Origin of the sequence: Caballeronia sp. RCC_10, assembly GCF_041360715.1 — a bacterium.
GTDB classification, from domain to species: Bacteria; Pseudomonadota; Gammaproteobacteria; order Burkholderiales; family Burkholderiaceae; genus Caballeronia; species Caballeronia grimmiae.
In genome coordinates, this window is the sequence record NZ_JBFUPT010000026.1 from 13,905 (window position 1) to 30,847 (window position 16,943).

Annotated in this window: 16 protein-coding genes; 13 read left to right on the plus strand and 3 right to left on the minus strand. The window is 61.6% G+C overall.

Translation table 11 applies throughout. The features are described 5' to 3' along the window. Position 1: 1 nt before the first annotated feature. The 13 genes from AB6804_RS26930 to AB6804_RS26990 are packed head-to-tail and all read left to right on the plus strand — an operon-like array spanning position 2 to position 14,336. The gene (locus AB6804_RS26930) at positions 2 to 874 is read left to right on the plus strand and encodes a TrbG/VirB9 family P-type conjugative transfer protein (RefSeq protein WP_370889042.1); all 873 of its coding nucleotides are present in this window, start codon (positions 2 to 4) and stop codon (positions 872 to 874) included. 2 nt (positions 875 to 876) lie between these two features. Next, positions 877 to 2,127, plus strand: a complete 1,251-nt coding sequence (locus AB6804_RS26935; protein ID WP_370889043.1) for a TrbI/VirB10 family protein — start codon at positions 877 to 879, stop codon at positions 2,125 to 2,127. Next, positions 2,120 to 2,920 (plus strand): transglycosylase SLT domain-containing protein, encoded by an 801-nt coding sequence (locus AB6804_RS26940; protein ID WP_370889044.1) that lies wholly within the window; start codon positions 2,120 to 2,122, stop codon positions 2,918 to 2,920. The genes AB6804_RS26935 and AB6804_RS26940 overlap by 8 nt, the downstream gene beginning before the upstream one ends. Beyond that, the gene (locus AB6804_RS26945; protein WP_370889045.1) at positions 2,917 to 4,179 is read left to right on the plus strand and encodes a TrbG/VirB9 family P-type conjugative transfer protein; all 1,263 of its coding nucleotides are present in this window, start codon (positions 2,917 to 2,919) and stop codon (positions 4,177 to 4,179) included. The genes AB6804_RS26940 and AB6804_RS26945 overlap by 4 nt, the downstream gene beginning before the upstream one ends. After that, on the plus strand, positions 4,176 to 4,601 hold the full coding sequence (locus AB6804_RS26950) for a lytic transglycosylase domain-containing protein (protein ID WP_086968998.1): 426 nt from the start codon (positions 4,176 to 4,178) through the stop codon (positions 4,599 to 4,601). Before AB6804_RS26945 ends, AB6804_RS26950 begins: the two co-directional genes overlap by 4 nt. A gap of 5 nt (positions 4,602 to 4,606) precedes the next feature. Continuing rightward, positions 4,607 to 5,275 (plus strand): toxin co-regulated pilus biosynthesis Q family protein, encoded by a 669-nt coding sequence (locus AB6804_RS26955; protein WP_370889046.1) that lies wholly within the window; start codon positions 4,607 to 4,609, stop codon positions 5,273 to 5,275. Positions 5,276 to 5,280: 5 nt separating this feature from the next. Continuing rightward, a complete protein-coding gene (locus AB6804_RS26960) occupies positions 5,281 to 6,906 on the plus strand; it encodes a type II secretory pathway protein (protein ID WP_370889067.1) in 1,626 nt (541 codons plus the stop codon). 19 nt (positions 6,907 to 6,925) lie between these two features. Further along, on the plus strand, positions 6,926 to 8,206 hold the full coding sequence (locus AB6804_RS26965; RefSeq protein WP_370889047.1) for a hypothetical protein: 1,281 nt from the start codon (positions 6,926 to 6,928) through the stop codon (positions 8,204 to 8,206). Between the two features lie 34 nt (positions 8,207 to 8,240). Continuing rightward, entirely contained in the window at positions 8,241 to 8,816 is a 576-nt protein-coding gene (locus AB6804_RS26970; protein WP_370889048.1) for a hypothetical protein, read from the plus strand. Between the two features lie 3 nt (positions 8,817 to 8,819). Further along, entirely contained in the window at positions 8,820 to 11,246 is a 2,427-nt protein-coding gene (locus AB6804_RS26975; protein WP_370889049.1) for an ATPase, T2SS/T4P/T4SS family, read from the plus strand. 12 nt (positions 11,247 to 11,258) lie between these two features. Then, positions 11,259 to 12,377, plus strand: a complete 1,119-nt coding sequence (locus AB6804_RS26980) for a type II secretion system protein (RefSeq protein WP_370889050.1) — start codon at positions 11,259 to 11,261, stop codon at positions 12,375 to 12,377. A 12-nt stretch (positions 12,378 to 12,389) separates the two neighbouring features. Further along, entirely contained in the window at positions 12,390 to 13,019 is a 630-nt protein-coding gene (locus AB6804_RS26985; protein ID WP_370889051.1) for a type 4 pilus major pilin, read from the plus strand. A gap of 33 nt (positions 13,020 to 13,052) precedes the next feature. Next, complete coding sequence (locus AB6804_RS26990) at positions 13,053 to 14,336, plus strand: hypothetical protein (RefSeq protein ID WP_370889052.1); 1,284 nt, start codon at positions 13,053 to 13,055, stop codon at positions 14,334 to 14,336. 831 nt (positions 14,337 to 15,167) lie between these two features. Here the strand turns inward: AB6804_RS26990 and AB6804_RS26995 are convergent. The 3 genes from AB6804_RS26995 to AB6804_RS27005 form a co-directional block, all read right to left on the minus strand. Next, the gene (locus AB6804_RS26995) at positions 15,168 to 16,166 is read right to left on the minus strand and encodes a CAP domain-containing protein (protein ID WP_370889053.1); all 999 of its coding nucleotides are present in this window, start codon (positions 16,164 to 16,166) and stop codon (positions 15,168 to 15,170) included. A gap of 209 nt (positions 16,167 to 16,375) precedes the next feature. Next, the gene (locus tag AB6804_RS27000; protein WP_370889054.1) at positions 16,376 to 16,750 is read right to left on the minus strand and encodes a hypothetical protein; all 375 of its coding nucleotides are present in this window, start codon (positions 16,748 to 16,750) and stop codon (positions 16,376 to 16,378) included. 3 nt (positions 16,751 to 16,753) lie between these two features. Continuing rightward, a complete protein-coding gene (locus tag AB6804_RS27005; RefSeq protein WP_370889055.1) occupies positions 16,754 to 16,924 on the minus strand; it encodes a hypothetical protein in 171 nt (56 codons plus the stop codon). Positions 16,925 to 16,943 lie beyond the last annotated feature (19 nt).

Consider the following 16,943-nt stretch of genomic DNA (forward strand, 5'->3'; position numbering starts at 1 on the left):
CATGACCGCAACTATTCTCAACAAACGGCCGGTCATCGGCATGTGCGTTCTCGCTGCGTGCGCAGCGTTGCTTGCTCAACCGGCTGCGGCCAAGAAAGCCGCGAGCGATTCGGCGTTCAATGCCGCGATGGTTGCGGGCGACCCCATGAGCCCGATCAATCCATTCAACGGCGGAGCAGCCCCGCTGACGATGCCCGGCGACGCGCGCATCGGCGTGTTTCCGTACAGCCGCGACCAGATCTACCGCGTGCTGACCGCACCGCTGAAGCTGACGACGATCGAGCTGGAGAAGGGCGAAAAGCTAATTGCTGACCCGGCGATGGGCGACAGCGTCCAGTGGGAGGTTGACGACGACAAGATGAACCACGTGTTCATCAAGCCGCACAAGGCTGACCTGGTCAACACGCTGCATCTGACGACGAATCTGCGTGAATACGACTTCACGCTGATCGCTTCGCCGGCGGGCGGCATGTTCTATCAGACCGTGCGCTTCCAATACCCGCGCGCGCCGATGGCTCGCGTCAGCGCTCGCGAGGACGCGACGGCTAACGGTGCTCGCGGCGGTGCCGATTCGGGGAGCATCAGTGTCGCGCCGGACAAGCTCAACTGGGACTACAGCGTCGATGGTCGCGCCGAGTTCACGCCCGAGACGGTCTTCGACGACGGACATGCGGTCTGGATGCGCATGCCGGCGAAGGCACAGGAGTGGCCGGTTCCGTTCATTCTCGACCACGGCGATCGTGTCGTGGCGAACTTTATCCGCCGCGGGGACTTCCTCGTCCTTCAGCGTCTGGCCGATGAGATCGTTCTGCGTTCCGGCAAGGACGAGGTCAAGGTGACGCGCGGCCGCCGCCGATTGCTTGGGGTGTTCTGATCGTGGGCAAGAAACCGGACTCGGCTACGCCTACCGCGGAGCAAGAAACCCTCGTCAAAGGCAAGACGCCGCGCAACGCGATCATGAGCATCGGCATTCTGGCTGCGGTGGTTATCGGCGGCCTCGGCTTTTACTATCAGCTACAGGCGACAAACAAGGCCGACGAAGACGCGCGCATTAAGAAGGCGACCGCGCTGAAGTCGAGTACGGAAGCGCCTACTGCCGCTAACAACAACGACATTGACCAGATGATCCGTCAGCAGCGCGACGCAGCGGCTTCAGCGGCTGCCGCGCTTGCGGCATCGGAAGCAGCGGCATTGAAGCCCGCCGTCAAACCCATGCTAACTGGTGCGGACTTCAAGGAAGAAGTCGCAGGCTCGGGCACGGACACGCGCGAGCTTTCCCGGCAAGCCGCTCAGGACGCGATCTATACGTCCTCCATCTTCAAGCAGGCAGGCGCATCGCGTTCGGCGAACCAAGCGAACGGCGTACTGCCCGCTGGCGTCCCTTCGTTGGATGAGGTACGAGCTGCTCGGAACGCTGCCGGAGCTAACACCCCCGATGCGATGGCGATCGCCTTGGCCAAGCAGGGCCAAGCGCCCGAAGATCGCGACCGCGCCTTCCTGCGGGAAGCGGGTTCTCAAGGCGGCATCGAGCGCACGACGTTCAATGGCCGGTCGACGGGTTGCACGTTGACGCCGCCGCACGTCATCCACGTCAAGACGGTGGAGGGGCTGAACTCGGACAAGCCGGGTCGCGTGTCGTTAATGGTGGACGAGGACATCTATGACAGCCTGCGCGGCGACTGCTTGATGATCCCGAAAGGCGCATTCATCAATGGCATGTACAGCGCGGACGTCAAAGTTGGCCAAGAGCGGCTACTGGTTGCTTCGACGAGTCTGCGTCTGCCCAACGGCAAGAGCGTGCCGCTCAACGGCATGCAAGGAGCCGACCGGAACGGCTACGCCGGGTTCTCGGGCGATGTGAACAACCACTTCCTGACGATCTTCGGTGCGGGCTTCATCACGGCGGTTTTGCTGAAGGCGTTCGACAGCAGCTCTAAGACGGCGACGACCGCAACGCCGAACGGCGTCACGACTTATGGTGACACGGCGGGACAGGTCGCGGCCGCGACGGCCCAGACCGTTATGCAGCGCAACCAGAATATCCCACCGACCATCACCGTTGAACCGGGCCAGAAGTTTCTGGTGCAGGTGACGCAGGACATCGTCATGGAGCCGTACCATGACTAAGGCATGGGCGGCTGCCTGTCTGTCTGCGATAGCGTTCGGCGCACACGCGGCGACCATCGATTCGATCATTAGCCCGACGCGCATCGTGGTCGATGACGGCATGAAGCGCGCGATCGTCGAGCTGCCCGGCGAGCCGGTGTACGCATGTGGGCTGAAGCCGTTTCTGGCGTGGGCTAACCGATTTGAAGGTCAATCGGTTGAGTCCACGGCTAGCGGTGTCGCGCTCAGCATCGACGGAACGCCTGTGAGCCTCGCGAGCCTGTTCGTGAAGGCCGGTTGGCTGCGCCCCGCGACCCTTACTGATGAGGCCCAAGCAAGCATCACGGAACGGCGAGGCGGCTGGTCGTGCGCATCCGCGCAGGCCCCGTTCGATGCGATGCACACCTCAGTTGATCCGATGATCCTTGCTGGCATCGCACTCAATGAGTCGGCCTACAACGGTCGTGCATGGCCGTGGACGTTGAATGTCGCGGGTCGCGGCTTCTTCTTTCGCACTCGCGAAGACGCGTATCGCGCGGTCAGCTATTTGATCAGCAACGGCAGGTCGAACTTCGACGTCGGCATCATGCAAGTGAACTGGGGATACCACGGCAAGCGCTTCGCGAGTGCGTGGGACGCCCTTGCGCCGGCGACAAACATCCGCGTCGCCGAAGACATCCTCAATGAGAACTACCGCCTCACGCATTCCGCGGTGAAGGCCGTCGCGTACTACCACAGCGCCAATCCAGCCCCGGGCCGCGAATACCTCGCGCGCTTCGTGAAGCACCTCTCTCAAATCGAACGCGGTCTATGAAGCACACGCTCTGTCTTTTCACGCTTGCGCTTGCGGCAGTCACCCTCAATGCGGTGGCCGCTGGCACCGACCCGCTCGACTTTGACTATGAGATCGCGGGCAATGTGCTTGAGCGACCGGCACTCGTTTTCAACGATGGCAGCGACACCTATTTCCAGCCGCGTGCCGGTCAGTCGCTGCGCGTGGACGGGGGACACAGCCAAGGACCGTACATCGTTGTGCCGGGCACGCCCGAGGTGATCCGTTACTCGGCGGGCGGCTCGAGCGCCACCGCTTACTGGAAGAAGGCCAATCGTTTCATTGGCGACAAGGCGCGCAGCGACACGCCCTCCGGTTTCTCTGGCTTCTCTGGCCGCCTTGCGCTCATCGGGCCGCGTAGCAGCCTCGAAAGTACGCGGCCTTTGAACGCCACGCTGCCGCTCGCGCAACTGGTTAAAGCGCTGGTGCCGCAGGGCTGGACGGGATCGGCACAGAAAGACATCGATCTGACGACCTCGGCGAGCTTCGGCACACGTGATGGCGAGAACTGGATGCAGTCGCTCGATCGGTTGGTGGCCGCGTCCGACCTGTACGCCGACGTCGATTTCAACTCTCACCATGTAACACTTCGCCGCTCGGCTCCGCAGTCGGTGGCCGTCAACTACGTTGCGCCTGTATCGCAGGTCGCAGCAAATCCCGCCACCGCGTCATCGAGTGTCACTCCGGCCACGGACCCGATTGCAGATATCGCGAAGAAGACCGACACAGACGCGCCCGCCGCATCGGGGTCCGTCCTGGCCGCGAAGCTCGGCGCGCTAGCGATCCGCGACGGTGACGACAGCCACATTCAAATCAAGTTCTCCGTAAAGCCAGCTACTGAGTTGAAGGTGACCGGGCAAGACGGCAAGTCGCTGCGTTCGAAGTGGGATGACGCGACCGACGTGCTGACCTTCAACCGCGCGGAGCGTTTCACGATCGCGAGCGCCACCGACAAGGTCGAAGTCGCTCGTGTCGCCGGAACCGTCTACGAGTTCGACCCGGCAAACAAGGCCGCTCTGCAAAGCGTGTTTGACGAAAACGGTTGGACGTTCTTTAAGTTCGCTGACACCGTCGGCAAGGTGACGGTCGCCGACGTGGCGCACATGGGCTCCGGCGAGCAGAAGGGCCGCTTTTACAAATTCAACGGCACCGCCGACCAGTTCATCGTCAACGCCGACGGCAACGTCGTCAACGTGCTGCGCAAGCACGAAGTGCGGTTCTTCGATCGGCCCGCGTCATGAACCGGACTTTGATTCACATCTCGACGCTGCTTTGCGCGGCCGTCTCCGTGCATGCGCGTGCCGACTGTCTTGACGATGCCGCGCGCTATCACCGCGTCAGCGTTCAAGTCGTACGCGCCATCGCGCAGCAAGAGTCGGGTATGCGCCCGTATGTGACGAACCGCAATACCGATGGGAGCGAGGACATTGGCTTAATGCAGATCAACTCGTCATGGCTTCCAAAACTGGGTCGCTTCGGCATCACCCGCCAACACCTGTTCGATGCCTGCGTGAACGCCTATGTGGGGACGTGGATCCTGGCTTCGAACATCAAGCAGTTCGGTCCGACATGGAAAGCGGTCGGTGCCTACAACGCTGTCTCGTCGAATAAGCAGCTCATCTACGCCAACAACATTTACCGCCGCCTGCAACGCGCGAACTGACCAACATGACGCCTACTTTTTCTCTTCAAACGCATCGCACCGCGCGCATGGTGGCCCACTTGTTCGCGTGTCTTGCACTGACGACCGTATCGGGTCTTGCAGCAGCGGAACCTGATCAGTCTCGCCTTGCGCCGCCGCCCGGTGACGGCTGGCAACTGCTCGCCGCGCCGGTCGCAAAGGCGCCGGTGACACAACTTGCAATGGTGGCACCTGCTACGCACGTGGCTGCCGCGGCCCCGGTTGTTCCCGCTGCGCCTGCTGCTCCTGCCTCTCCTGCCGCGCTGAAGGCAGCGATGGGTGGCGCTGCGCAATCGGCGCTTTCGGGTGCTGCCGCCCCGTCACCCGTCGGCTCATTGGACGTCGCTCCGGTCGTTGTGCCGTCGCAAGCCGGCGCAACGGCGCCCGGTGGAGTTCTTTCTTTCTCGATCACGCCGCAGGACATCAACATGCGCAACGCGCTCGATCGCTGGCTGCAGCAGCAGGGCTGGCAACTCGCCTGGAAGATCGATGACGACCTGCCGCTCGAGTTCAACGCGACGTTCTCCGGCGACTTCAAGTCGGTGCTCACGCAAGTGATGCTGGCGACCAATCACATGCGCACGCCCACGCGCGTGTGCAAGCACACCAACAACGTTATCCGCGTCGTCGCACGCGCAGCCAACTGCCAAGAGTAACCGCCATGCGTCTCACGAAAATCAAATCTGCCATTGCCATTCTCGTGGCCGCATCGCTGACTGGCTGCGCCGTGTCGCAATCCGATGTGAACCATGCCTACGACGCGACCAACGCCGAAGCTACGCGCGCAATGGGCAACGCGCCTGAGTCGATGTCGCTCGTTGAGGAAGTGCCGACCGCGTTCCTCGGCGACCGGTTGGTGCCGGTCGCCTATGAAGCCACGCTCCCCGCGGTCTTCCGAGAGAAGTCGGTTGTCTTTCCGGGGAACCTTCCGCTGTCCAAAATCGCTACGCTTGTTTCGACGGCTACCGGTTATCCGGTGCATCTGAGCCCGGACGTCTTCATTCGGCGCGACGCGTTGATTCCCAGAACCAGCGGTGGCGGGCAGGGTGCCCCGATGCCACCGCAAGCGATGGGGAAGTCCAATGTCGAGCCGGTTTATGCGCAGGCGTGTAATTGCAAGGTCGGCGCGTATTTGCGTGGCGTGACGGAAAACCTGGGCCTCGACTGGACGTTCGACGGCAGCACCATTTCCATCAGCCGGTTCGTTACGAAGACGTTCGCGATCGCGGCCATCCCGGGCAAGGTGTCCATCAAGTCCACGATGTCAAAGGGTACGGATACGTCGACCGGCAACCAGGCGTCCGGCGGCACCACGGGCGGCACGTCGGGCAATACCGGTTCGTTCTCGTCAATCACGTCCACCGGACGCGACGGCACGTTTGACCAAATTGCGATCATCCAGTCGGAGCTGGAAAAGCTGAAGTCGCCGCTCGGCGAAGTCGTGGTCAATCCACAAAGCCGCCTGGTGATGGTTCACGACACCAAGGAAGCCGTCGATCGCATGGGCGCATTGCTCGCGCGCGAGAACGCGATTTCGACGCGTCAGGTCGCCCTGCGGGTCCGTACCCTGCAAGTTGATCTCAGTAATTCGTCGCAAGCGGGCGTGAGCGCGGACATCGTCTTCAACCGCATTTCGGACGGGCTGAAGCGCTATGCCGTTACGGTTGCTTCCCCTACGTCGTTGGCGACCGCGATTGGCGGCACTGTCGGCCTGTCCGTCTTGAAGCCGGGCTCTCCCATGGAAGGCACCAACGCCATCGTCAGCGACCTCAACGCGTTCGGCAAGACCGTGCAGGACAACACCCAGACGAAGCTGACCTTGAACGGCCTGCCGGTGTCCATCGGCTCCTTCGAGACAAAGGGCTACCTCGCCGCAACGACGCCTAGCCTCGGTTCCATCTCGGGCGGTACTGCTGGCGTGCCGGGTCTGCAACCGGGTTCCGTGACGGTCGGTGACTTCGTGAATATCCTGCCGTCGGTCAACGACCATAACCAGATCATCCTTTCTTACTGGAGCGATAGCTCAAAGCTGAATGGTCCGTTCACGACCATCAGCACCGGCTCGGGCGACACACTGCAGCAGATTCAGTTGCCCGACATCATCGGCAACAAGGACGACCAGACCATTGCGCTGTCCGATGGACAGACGGTTGTGCTGTACGGCGCGGTGGGCAATCGCTACGACGGCAGCAGCAACAACGGCATCGGTGGTCTTTCGGGCGCGTGGAATAAGGGTCGTACTTTCCAGGTGATCATGCTGACGGCGACCGTCGTCCCGTCGATGTGAGCGCGGGGTAAGCATGCCTATGCACTTCGAATCCATACCGGGAGAAAAGGGCGCGAAGCTCGTCTTCGGACTGGACTGGCGCGCCTACTCCGCCAAGGGTGCCCGCGCCGAGCGCCGCCATTACGTCGAGGAGTCCGGCGCGACGCACTATGCCGAGTTCAAGTCGAAGGGCGAGACCATTGTCGGCTTCTGCGAGCTTGACGCAGGGCAGCGCAAGGGCGGGAAGCTCTATTCCGCCGCCGCGCGCATCGCGTCGCTTGAGCGCGTCTGGCGCCGGCCCGCCGTGCTTGTCCTCATCCAGAACGATGAACTCGTGCATCTGGTGCTGGTGCAACGCGGCGCCGTTGCGCTTGACGAGGCGGTCGCGCTTAACGCGCTCGCCGACAAGCGCGAAGCAATCGAGGACACCTGTGCGAAGGCGGGGCTCGAACTCGCGACGCTCGGGCACGGTGCGCAACTCCATGCGGTCGATGAGGTGTTCGATCTGCGCGAGCTGATTGTTGCCCGCAAAGTCGGCCTCATCAAGAAGATCCCGGTCGCCATGCCGACGACGGTGCCGTTGCTGGTCATCCTTGCGGCGGTGTTCTTCGGCGGCAAGCAATTGATTGACGTGCTCAATCCGCCGCCAGCGCCGCCAGCGCCGCCGCCGACGTTCATGCAGGAATACCAGTCGGCGGTGGTGCGCACGCTTGCCGCGCCTGCTCCGCTTGCGAGCCAGCTTGCCCCGAAGCTGCTGGCAAGCTTTGGCGCGCAGGAAACGAACGTCGCTGGATGGCAGTTTCAGAAGGCCTCCTGCACGATCGCGGGTCCTTGCGTCGCAACCTACAAGCGGCAGGGTGGCACTTTCAAGGAATTTGATGCACGCGCGCCGGAGTCGCTGCGTCCTGTCGTCTTCAACCCCGACGGTTGGCATCTGAGCGCGCGTGGGCCCGAGGTCACGGTCGCGGAACGGGTCGCGCTCGCTGAGCAAAAGACCTGGCCGACTCAGCAGGCGCTGATCAAAGCGCTGCAGACCGACCCACAGAAGCTCTCCACTAAGCCCGACACGCTCGATAGCCACGGCTACATCGTTGATATCAAGCCGGTCGAGCGCCTCATCCCTCGTCAGCCGATGGCCGGCGAAGTGCAGGGGCCGCTCGTACAGCGCGGCACGTGGCAGATCGACGGATACAAATGGCAAAGCGCGCTCCTCGCGCGCCTGCCGGACAACATGGCACTGGACACCCTCGACGTCGAGTTGAAAGAGGACGGAACCGGGGTGCATTTCACTGCGAAGGGTAAATACTATGTTCTCAACTAAGTGGCCTGCACGTGCCACCTGCTTCGGTGTGCTCATGCTAGTGGCGGGCGCGGCAATCTCGCAGGAAAGTCATCTCACGCTGGACGACATTGACAAGCTCGCGCGAGCAAAGCTTGTCGACTCGATGCGCGGTCCGCAGGGTGGTCAAGGTGGCCAAGGCGGATCAGCGGCACCGGGCAACGGAGTCGGCCTGGCTTCGCCGCTTGGTGCGCCGACGCCTGCGTCGGTGACCGCAGCGCCACCGGCAGCGCCCAAAGTAGAGCGTAGGCCCAGTGCGCCGCCCAAGCGCGTCATTCCCGCGACCTTCGTTGGGGCGTACTCCCACATGTCCGGCTGTTACGTGCTCTATGACTACCAAGGCACGACCTACACGGCACGCCAAGGCAGTCGACTGCTGAACGGTTGGACGGTCGCGTCCATCGACGGCTTCACGGTCAATCTGGCCGACGGCAAGCACAAGTGGACCGAGACGATCGTAGCGCCTGCGGACGCGCCCGCCGTCGCGCTCCCGGATTCGCCGGCCGTCAGAGCGATCACGGATTTGTCCTCGCCGCTTCCGCCGGGCGGCGTTTCTTCGACGGCTTCCACCTTCGTACCGTTTGGGAAATAAGAAATGGGTCTGTTTGCACAAGAAGAGCAGGGCGCGCCAGACGCACCCCGCGGTGGCTTCCTGAAGCGCTTTCGCGCGCCGCGCGCCAGCTTCATCGAGCCGGGCAGTAGTGCGGAGCCGAAATTCCCCGCTTCGGAGGCGATTGCGGCGAAGAAGAAAGCGGCAGGCAGAGCGCCCACAGAACCGACGGGTCAAGCGTCGCCCTTGAGGCCGCGTGCGGTGAATCCCCAAGTCACGTTCCTTGGTCGCGCACTATCGGGCGGCGATGTTGAAGACGTCGAGAGCACTGAGCTTGACGATGACTGGCGCGGGCCGTTGCCGCCTGTGCAGACGCAGTCGGAGCCTGACGGTGAGGCGGCCGACGACGAGCCCGCCTTTAGCCCGTTCGTCCCGCCGAGCTTCGAGCGACCGAGCTACGCGAGCATGTCTGCTGCGATGGCCGCTAGGGAGAGCGGTCAGTCGGTGAACGAACAAGCCATGACGGCACATGTTGCGCCGTCTGGTGCGCAAGGTCGGAGTGAGCCTCAGGCTGAACCGCAGACGGAACAGATACAGCCGCAGCCCAAGTCTGCGGGAGCGCCATTGGAATCGATCGAGCACGCGGGTGTTGCCGCGAGCGACGCTAACGCCCAGCGGTTCCGTGAGCAACCGGAACCCGTGCCACAACGACCAGCAAGTCCCAGCGAACATAGGGCCGCGGCTACGCCGACCATGGCTGCGCAGGAATACGCAGCGGACGACGACGAGCGAACCGAGGGCGGGGGCCTGGCATCCGGTCGGCCGGAACTCGTGTCGCCCGATTCGCTTCCTGACTTCAAGCGCGTTCTCACTGTCGCGGACGACGACGCCGCGCTGCGCATTCCGGCGGCAGCACGCAAGGAGTTCGTCGCCGTCGAATTGCAACCGGGCGTGGCGATCGCGGTGGCCACCGCACGGTTCGCGGAGAAGGCCCAATACGCAACGTTCATCAAGGATCTCGGCAACAACGACATCCTCGTACGTGAGGAGATGATTGCGACGGAAGCAGTGATCGCCGCAATCTACTCGGGTAAGGCCGCGGTGTCTGCCAACTCCACAGTCCACGAAGCCAGCCGCGCGATCGGCAACTTCCGCGACATCGTTGAGGCCGCACACGCATACGGCGCGAGCGACATTCATTTCGAACCACGCGAATTCCACAACGAGGTCGAAATCCGGTTCCGCGTGAACGGCGATATGTACACGTTCAGCCGCATGCCCAAGGCGATCGTGCGTCGCGCGTTGTTTGCTGCTTACAGCGATCTTGTTCAGCGTAACACCAACTCGGGCAACAGCTTTCAGCCGAGCGCGCCGCAGTCGGCAATGATCCCGCTGGTCTTCAAGACCGACACGGTCAACTTGCGTTGGCAGTCGTCGCCGCTGGTAGGCGGGTATGACGTGACCCTGCGTCTACTCGACGGCAACTTCAAGAATTATTCGGTGCTGCTGCCGAAGGACATGGGATTCGAGAAAAGCCAGCTTGAGCTGATTGAGACGCTGAACTACGTGAGCGGGGGCATCACCGCGCTTGCCGGTGAGACCGGCTCGGGCAAGACGACAACGCTGCGCGCGCTTTCCTACATGCTGCCGGATCGCGAACTGAAGAAACAGTTCGCGGTGAACGAGCCGTCGGAGTATCCGATGCCGTGGCTGTCGGACTACTCGATCATCCGCCGCCCGGACGAGACTGACGACGAAGCGAACCGCAAGTACGCGGAGGTTATCCGCACACTGATGCGGCAGGACCCGGACGATTTGACCATCGGCGAAGTGCGTGACCGAGTTGTGATGGGGCTGGTGGCCGAACTGGCGCTGACCGGTCACCCGGTGCGTTTCTCGCTGCACGCCGGCGACATCATTGCAGCGGTAATGCGTATGGCGGGCGGGCGGCTGCAGCTTCCGATCGACGAGCTGGCTTCGGAAGGCTTCATCAATGCGGTCGGTAACCAGAAGCTGATTCCGACGCTTTGTGAGCACTGCAAGCTGCCGGCGGAAGACGTGATGCCGAAAGCCGACCTCGAATTGCTGCGCACGAAGTTTGGCCTCGATACCTCGCGCATGGCGTGCCGCAACTATGACGGCTGCGAGCACTGCCGGCTGAAAGGGCTGTTCACGCGCAATGGCAAGGCCGCGGGGGGCACCACGCGCCCCTCGTTGGCCGCCGAACTCTATCGTCCGACGCCCGAGTTTCTGGTGCGCGTAGCCGAGCGCGACTGGGCCGGCGCCCGCAAAGTTTGGCGCGGTGCGCGGCGTACCGGGTTCGATAACGCGGATATGAATGGAAAGACGCTATATGAACACGCTCTTTTCAAGGCTTCGCAAGGTTTGATTGACCCACAATTCATCAATCGCTCGATGCAGTCGTTCGCGCAGTACCGCGTAATGCCCGGCGTCGATGGTTTGATGGTCTAACCCTGGTCCTCCATGTTCACCACGTTCGCAAAGATGTTGCCCAAGCGGCAGCAGTTGGTCGTCGCGCGCTGGCGGTTTCAGAAAGTCCGCGAGGACTTTTACCGCGAGACGCGTCTCGATATCGCCGCAAAGGGCCTGCGCAACACCGAGACGCTGTTTGACCGGCCTGAAACGTACGAAAAGCGCAGCCACACGCGCGGCAAGATCGAGTGGCGCGTGTTCGCCAGCATCCGGGAAACGATGCAGCGCGGTGAGAGCTTTTCGCTCGCTATCAAGCCATTCATCCCCGGCGACGAGTACGCGCTGCTGGACATTGCCGATGAATCATCACGCGAAGACTCGGTCGTGCGTGGCTTCGAACTGGCGGAAATGGCGGCGAAGGCTAAGCGCGTGCTGTCGTCGACGACTTCGGTGCAGATGGCCTACCCAGCGTTGCTGCTGGTCTACATGTACGCATACTGCATGCTGTTTGGCGGCGTCATCTTCCCGCAGGTGCTCGATGTCCGGCCGCTCGACCAATGGCCGGATCTTGGCCGGTTTCTCTACCACGTCGACACGTTTTGCTACGAGTACTGGTGGCTCACGCTCACGGCAATCATCGGCCTCGTGCTCGCTTACTTCTCAAGCCTGAAGCGTTGGTCCGGGCCTCTGCGGGACAAGTTTGACCGCATGCCGCTTCTTTGGCGCAATCGCCGCGACCTGCGAGCTGCACTGTTGATCGTCTCGCTGGCCGGTCTGTTCGATTCAAATCTGACACTACGCGCCGCGCTCGAGCGGCTGTTGAAGACCGCCGATCCGTGGCTGCGCTGGCATCTGAAGATCATGGATCGACGCCTGACGGCTCGCTCGGACGAGCCGATGCGCGCGCTCGACACCGGCATCTTCTCGGTGAAGATCGTCGACACAATCACCGACGCCGCGGGCCGCGATCAGTTCGAAGCCGCGATCAAGAGCCTTGGCCGCGAGTCGCTGGATCGCGTCGTTGAAGCAGTCAAGCGCAACGCCCGAATGACGCACTTCATGCTGCTCGGCTTTGCCGCTGCACTGTTCCTGACCCTCGGCATCGGCTCATACGTCGTGACGGGTGCCGTCAACCTGAAATCGGGGAATCCCGCTGCATCTAGCTACTAAGGAAAACACAAAATGACCAACGAAAACACGCAAGCAGTCCAGACCGACGCGATTGAGATGGACCCGATCAAGGCGCGCCGCGCACGCATGCTCAAGATGGCGCGTGCGACCAAGCAGTCAGGCGAGCTGTCCATGATTGAAGCAGGGGCGGTGATGGCCGGTGCCGCGTTGCTCGCGCTGGCTGTCTACGCGGGCGGCAAGTACGTGCTCGATCTGATTCACGCGTCGCAGTTCAAGAGCGAAGCGCAGATGTTCCACACGGGCCTCTTGAACGCGACGCAGAACGACGCCGATTTCTCGGCAGAGACGCTCACCGTGCTCGCGCAGAACCACGCCTTCGATTCGGCCGGTTCGCGCGTGGCATCGGACAAATCGTCAGTTAAGGGCATGTTCAATGGCACCGTGACGGCTGCCGTTGGTACGCTCGTTACCTCCAATGATTCATTGATTCTCACCTATCCCGTCACTTCCACGGTTTGCTCGCTGAGTGCCGCAGCGCTGGTGACCGTCTACACGCAGGTAACGGTGAACGGCACGACGATTTTCTCGCCGACCACGACGTTCAATCCGGCGACGGTCGCGACCGCGTGCGCGTCCAACGGCGCAATGGCGTCGATGGCGCTGTGGACCACTCGCACGTAATCGCGGGGCGCCGATATGGGAAGCATTCTTGAGATGTTGATCGTCCTGATCGGCGCGGCCTTGCTGACGGTACAGGGAATCAAGGAAGACATTTCTGCCAAGCGCCAAGACCTGCTACAGATCGAAGGGCAGAACATTGCGTCGATCAATTCGGCGCTTGGCAGCTACATCACCAACAACTACGCGTCGCTGGTTCCAGCGGGGTTTTCGCAGACAACGTCGACTGCGGTTGTTGCACCGACACTCGCTCAACTGAGCGCGCAGGCCAACAACAAAGTCGCGTTTAAGAACGGGCCGTTCTGGGGCGGCACTTACCAGATTGCGCTGTCCATCGTGCCTGACAACTGTTCAACAGCGGCGGGTAATTGCCATATCGCTTCGCAGATTTATCCGAGTTTGCCGCTCATCAGCATGAAGGAAAAGACGCCTGACATCGCTGGTGCCGGTGTTCTCGCTGCGGCCGGGGGCGCACAGTTTGGCTACTCGACAAACCGAGCGCCGGCGACGGTCACCGGCATCAATGGCGGGTGGACGTTGCCGAACCCAGTGGGCAGCAAGGCCGGAATGGTCTTGGCGATAAACGGTTTTGGCGCGGATGGGAACTCACCATACTACCGGCGCGATGGCGCGTTACCGCTGACCGGCACGATGAACGCCAACAATCAGGACATGCAAAACGTCGGCAATGTGACGCTGGGCGCGAACAAGGTGATGAAGTTGCAGGCGGGGAATAGCCTGCAGATCGACAACGGCGCTACGTATTACGGCGATAGCGTGAACGCGGCGGTTCGGACCAAGGGCGCGCTATACGTGCAGAACTACCAGGGGACCGGCGGGGCACCCATCAATGTCGGCGACGTTAATTCAAGCGGAACGGTGAATGCGAACGTTGTGAACACGAACGTCGCGAACATCAACGCTGCTGCCGGGAACTGTGGCTGGAACGGCGTAACGATCCGCAACAACCTCATGTACGTGTGCAATAAGTGGGGCAATTGGGTGGGTGCGAGCACGTTGGTCAGTAATCACAGCAGTGATGCGCATTACAGCGGGTGGAAGAATGGATGGGGCGTCAATCCTCCAGCGTGTGGGCCAGGGGGCACGGCGTGGTATCGGATCACTCCCCATACCATCTCGACCGACTACGCATTCCACAATCCCCCGATTGGTGGTGCTTTCTTCACGATGGGCTGGAACGGCAGCCAGTGGGTGCTTGTGATTAACGACGTGCTCGCGGATGGCGGTAACACTCAAATACAGGATCAGTTGAATCTTACGGCCGAGATCGACGTTGGTTGTTCCTATAACAATCAATAAAGGAAGTGAATGAACAGTTTCGGGATTACCGGCGCCGTGCTTGCTGTCGCGTGCGCCGTAGGTTTGAGCAGCGGAGCCGACGCCGCAGACGTCTATCAGCCGGTCGCGGTGCCGACCACTCCAGGCTGTAGCCCGGGGTATTCGTGGCAAAGAATGGCTGTGCGGTATCAGTGCGCCACGCCGCAGCCAACATGCGCGTATGGGTTCGCAAGCGGCCCCGCGTGGAACGGCAGTGCATGGGTCTATTCGTGCAATGCGCCGCCTGCACCACCGCCACCGCCAATCTGCCCGAGCGGGACCGATCAGATCGCTGCTCCATCGTGGAACGGCGCGGCGTGGGTTGGACAGCAGTGCCAACCGAGTCAACCACAGATCAAAGACCCTCAGTCGCAGTGCAAAGCGCGCGCTAGTCAAGATGGCATTACGCTCTCATCTGAAAACTTGATAAGGATGCACAGTTACAACTCTTACGCTGGCCCGGCAACGCAGTATTACTATGACACTTCCACGGGGCCCATCTGGCAGTCGGGCGGGTACGCCGGAAACGGCTATACGGTCGTTTGTAACTTTGTGATTGCCACGGGTGACTGGGTGCCCGCAGCCAACAATCCATACGTTGCCATGTACAACATACCCTACGTGTCTGGTGGTGGCGGCTAAGAGACCGAGGCCGAACATTCAGGGACGCCTTGCGCTGCTTTGCCCGCGAGGCTTTTCGCTCCATCGATGCGACGCCAAACGGTTGAGCTAGTCACCGGCTAGTGCGATCCTCAGCAGCAAAACAAACCGCCAGACAAACTGGCGGTTTCCTTTCCCACGCGGGCTGGTTTGCTAGCCGACGATGTTGCCAGTCGTGAACGTGAACGTCCGCGAAAACGCAGCTCCGTTGATCGTACCCGTCAGCGAGACCGTGTATTGCGAGTTCGGAGACAACGGCGTGGCCGGATACGCGACGCCGATCCACTTCGGCAGAATTTTGTTTGGGTCTTTAGCGGAATCCAGAACGCGCAAGGCGATCACGTGCGACGACGAATCCGTCATCGTGCCCGTCTGCATGACGATGGTATCGGTCGGGTTGCCCGCGACGGCGACCGGTGTACCCCAATTGCCGGACGTTGCGGGCGGGGCAGGGATTTCTCCACCAGCCGAGTAGGCAACGCCTGTCGTTCCTTGGCACGGGAACGTCAACGGTGAGTTTGTCGTGACCTGCTGATAGTTTGTCAGGTTCAGCGAATAAAACTCTTCGGGGAAACCGTTGTAGGTGGTCGCGACCTTGCCGATACCAACCGTGTTCGTAGGCGAGGCCGCAATTGCGATGTGATACACCCCGGAGACTAGGCCATAGACGGCTTGTTCACCATACTGGGTCTCCGTCCACGTAGCACCGGTATAAAAACCACCTGATACCCCAATTGAACCGTTGTCCTGCGTATATCCGAAATGCGCCGCGCGATCAGAGAAAGTCGCGCCTGTGAAGCCCGGATTGCCCGACACTTCGGTATCGCTAAAGACGTTGTTCGATTGCATGTACTGCGCGTGTGCCGCCGTTGCCTGATCGAGCGCCGTGTTTTCCTGCAGGGCCGGGAAACCGCATTGCTGGCGCTGTTGGTTGAGCAGATTGAACGCGGCGAGATGGAAGCTGTCAGCCGGGTATTGAGGCGTCGTCAAATTGGCCGGACTCGGCGTAGTCGCGGGCGTGCTGGCACCGCTTGCCGGGGCCGCAGGCGATGCACCGCTGCTGCCGCCGCCACCGCCACCGCCGCAAGCAGCGACCAGAAGCGATGCAGCGATCGCGGCCATCGAGAGTTTGAAGTTTTTCTGAATCGTCATTTGTTGTTTCCGATCTAGTTATTGCAGTCGCCCCCGCGATCTGCTTACTTTCATCTTATCGAGCGGTGTTCGAAGTCAAGGTGTCTTGGAAGTCCGCCTCGAACCCGCTTTCCTCGTTGGTAAATCGCCGTTGACCAATGGCGGCGCACGCATTTTAGTAACCGGTAAGGGGTCGAAATTAGGCACCGTTGTTTGGGCGCAACCGTTTGCTACCGTTGGTTAGCGCGGGCGCGGATGTGCTTCACCCGTAAGGCGATGAAAACGACGCCGAGCACTGCGGCGACGGCGACGGGCTGCGTCGCGCCGACTGAAGAGAGGAGTGCGGCGCCGCCCCAAAGGAGAATGAGAAAAGTCGCGAGCGCGCCAAATGTTTTGCTTTTCGACACAGCCGCGAACTGCCGCCGGCCTAAACCGAACTGCTGGGCGAAACGAACATTGCTTCGCTCAAGGTCGAATGCTTCGTTTGGTTGTGCCGTCGCCCGATCGGCGCGGTAGTGCCTCTCGTACCGTTGGAATCGCGCGTCGCCGCGGCCTTCGAGCCACGCGGCGACGCTGTCTGGAAAGAGGTAAGCGAAGTCCTGCATGAGTCAGTGCATCACGTCTGATTGGAACTCGATCGCACCTATTGCATCGGTGATGCAGCGTCCGTCGGACTCGGCGTGGTACTCGCCGGTCACTAAGTCGAGCCAGCCGAACTGAGGGCGGCCGTCGCGGGAGGACACCACTAGACCGGCCTCGACGTTGAATTCATGCGGCATCAACAACTCCTTTATCTGT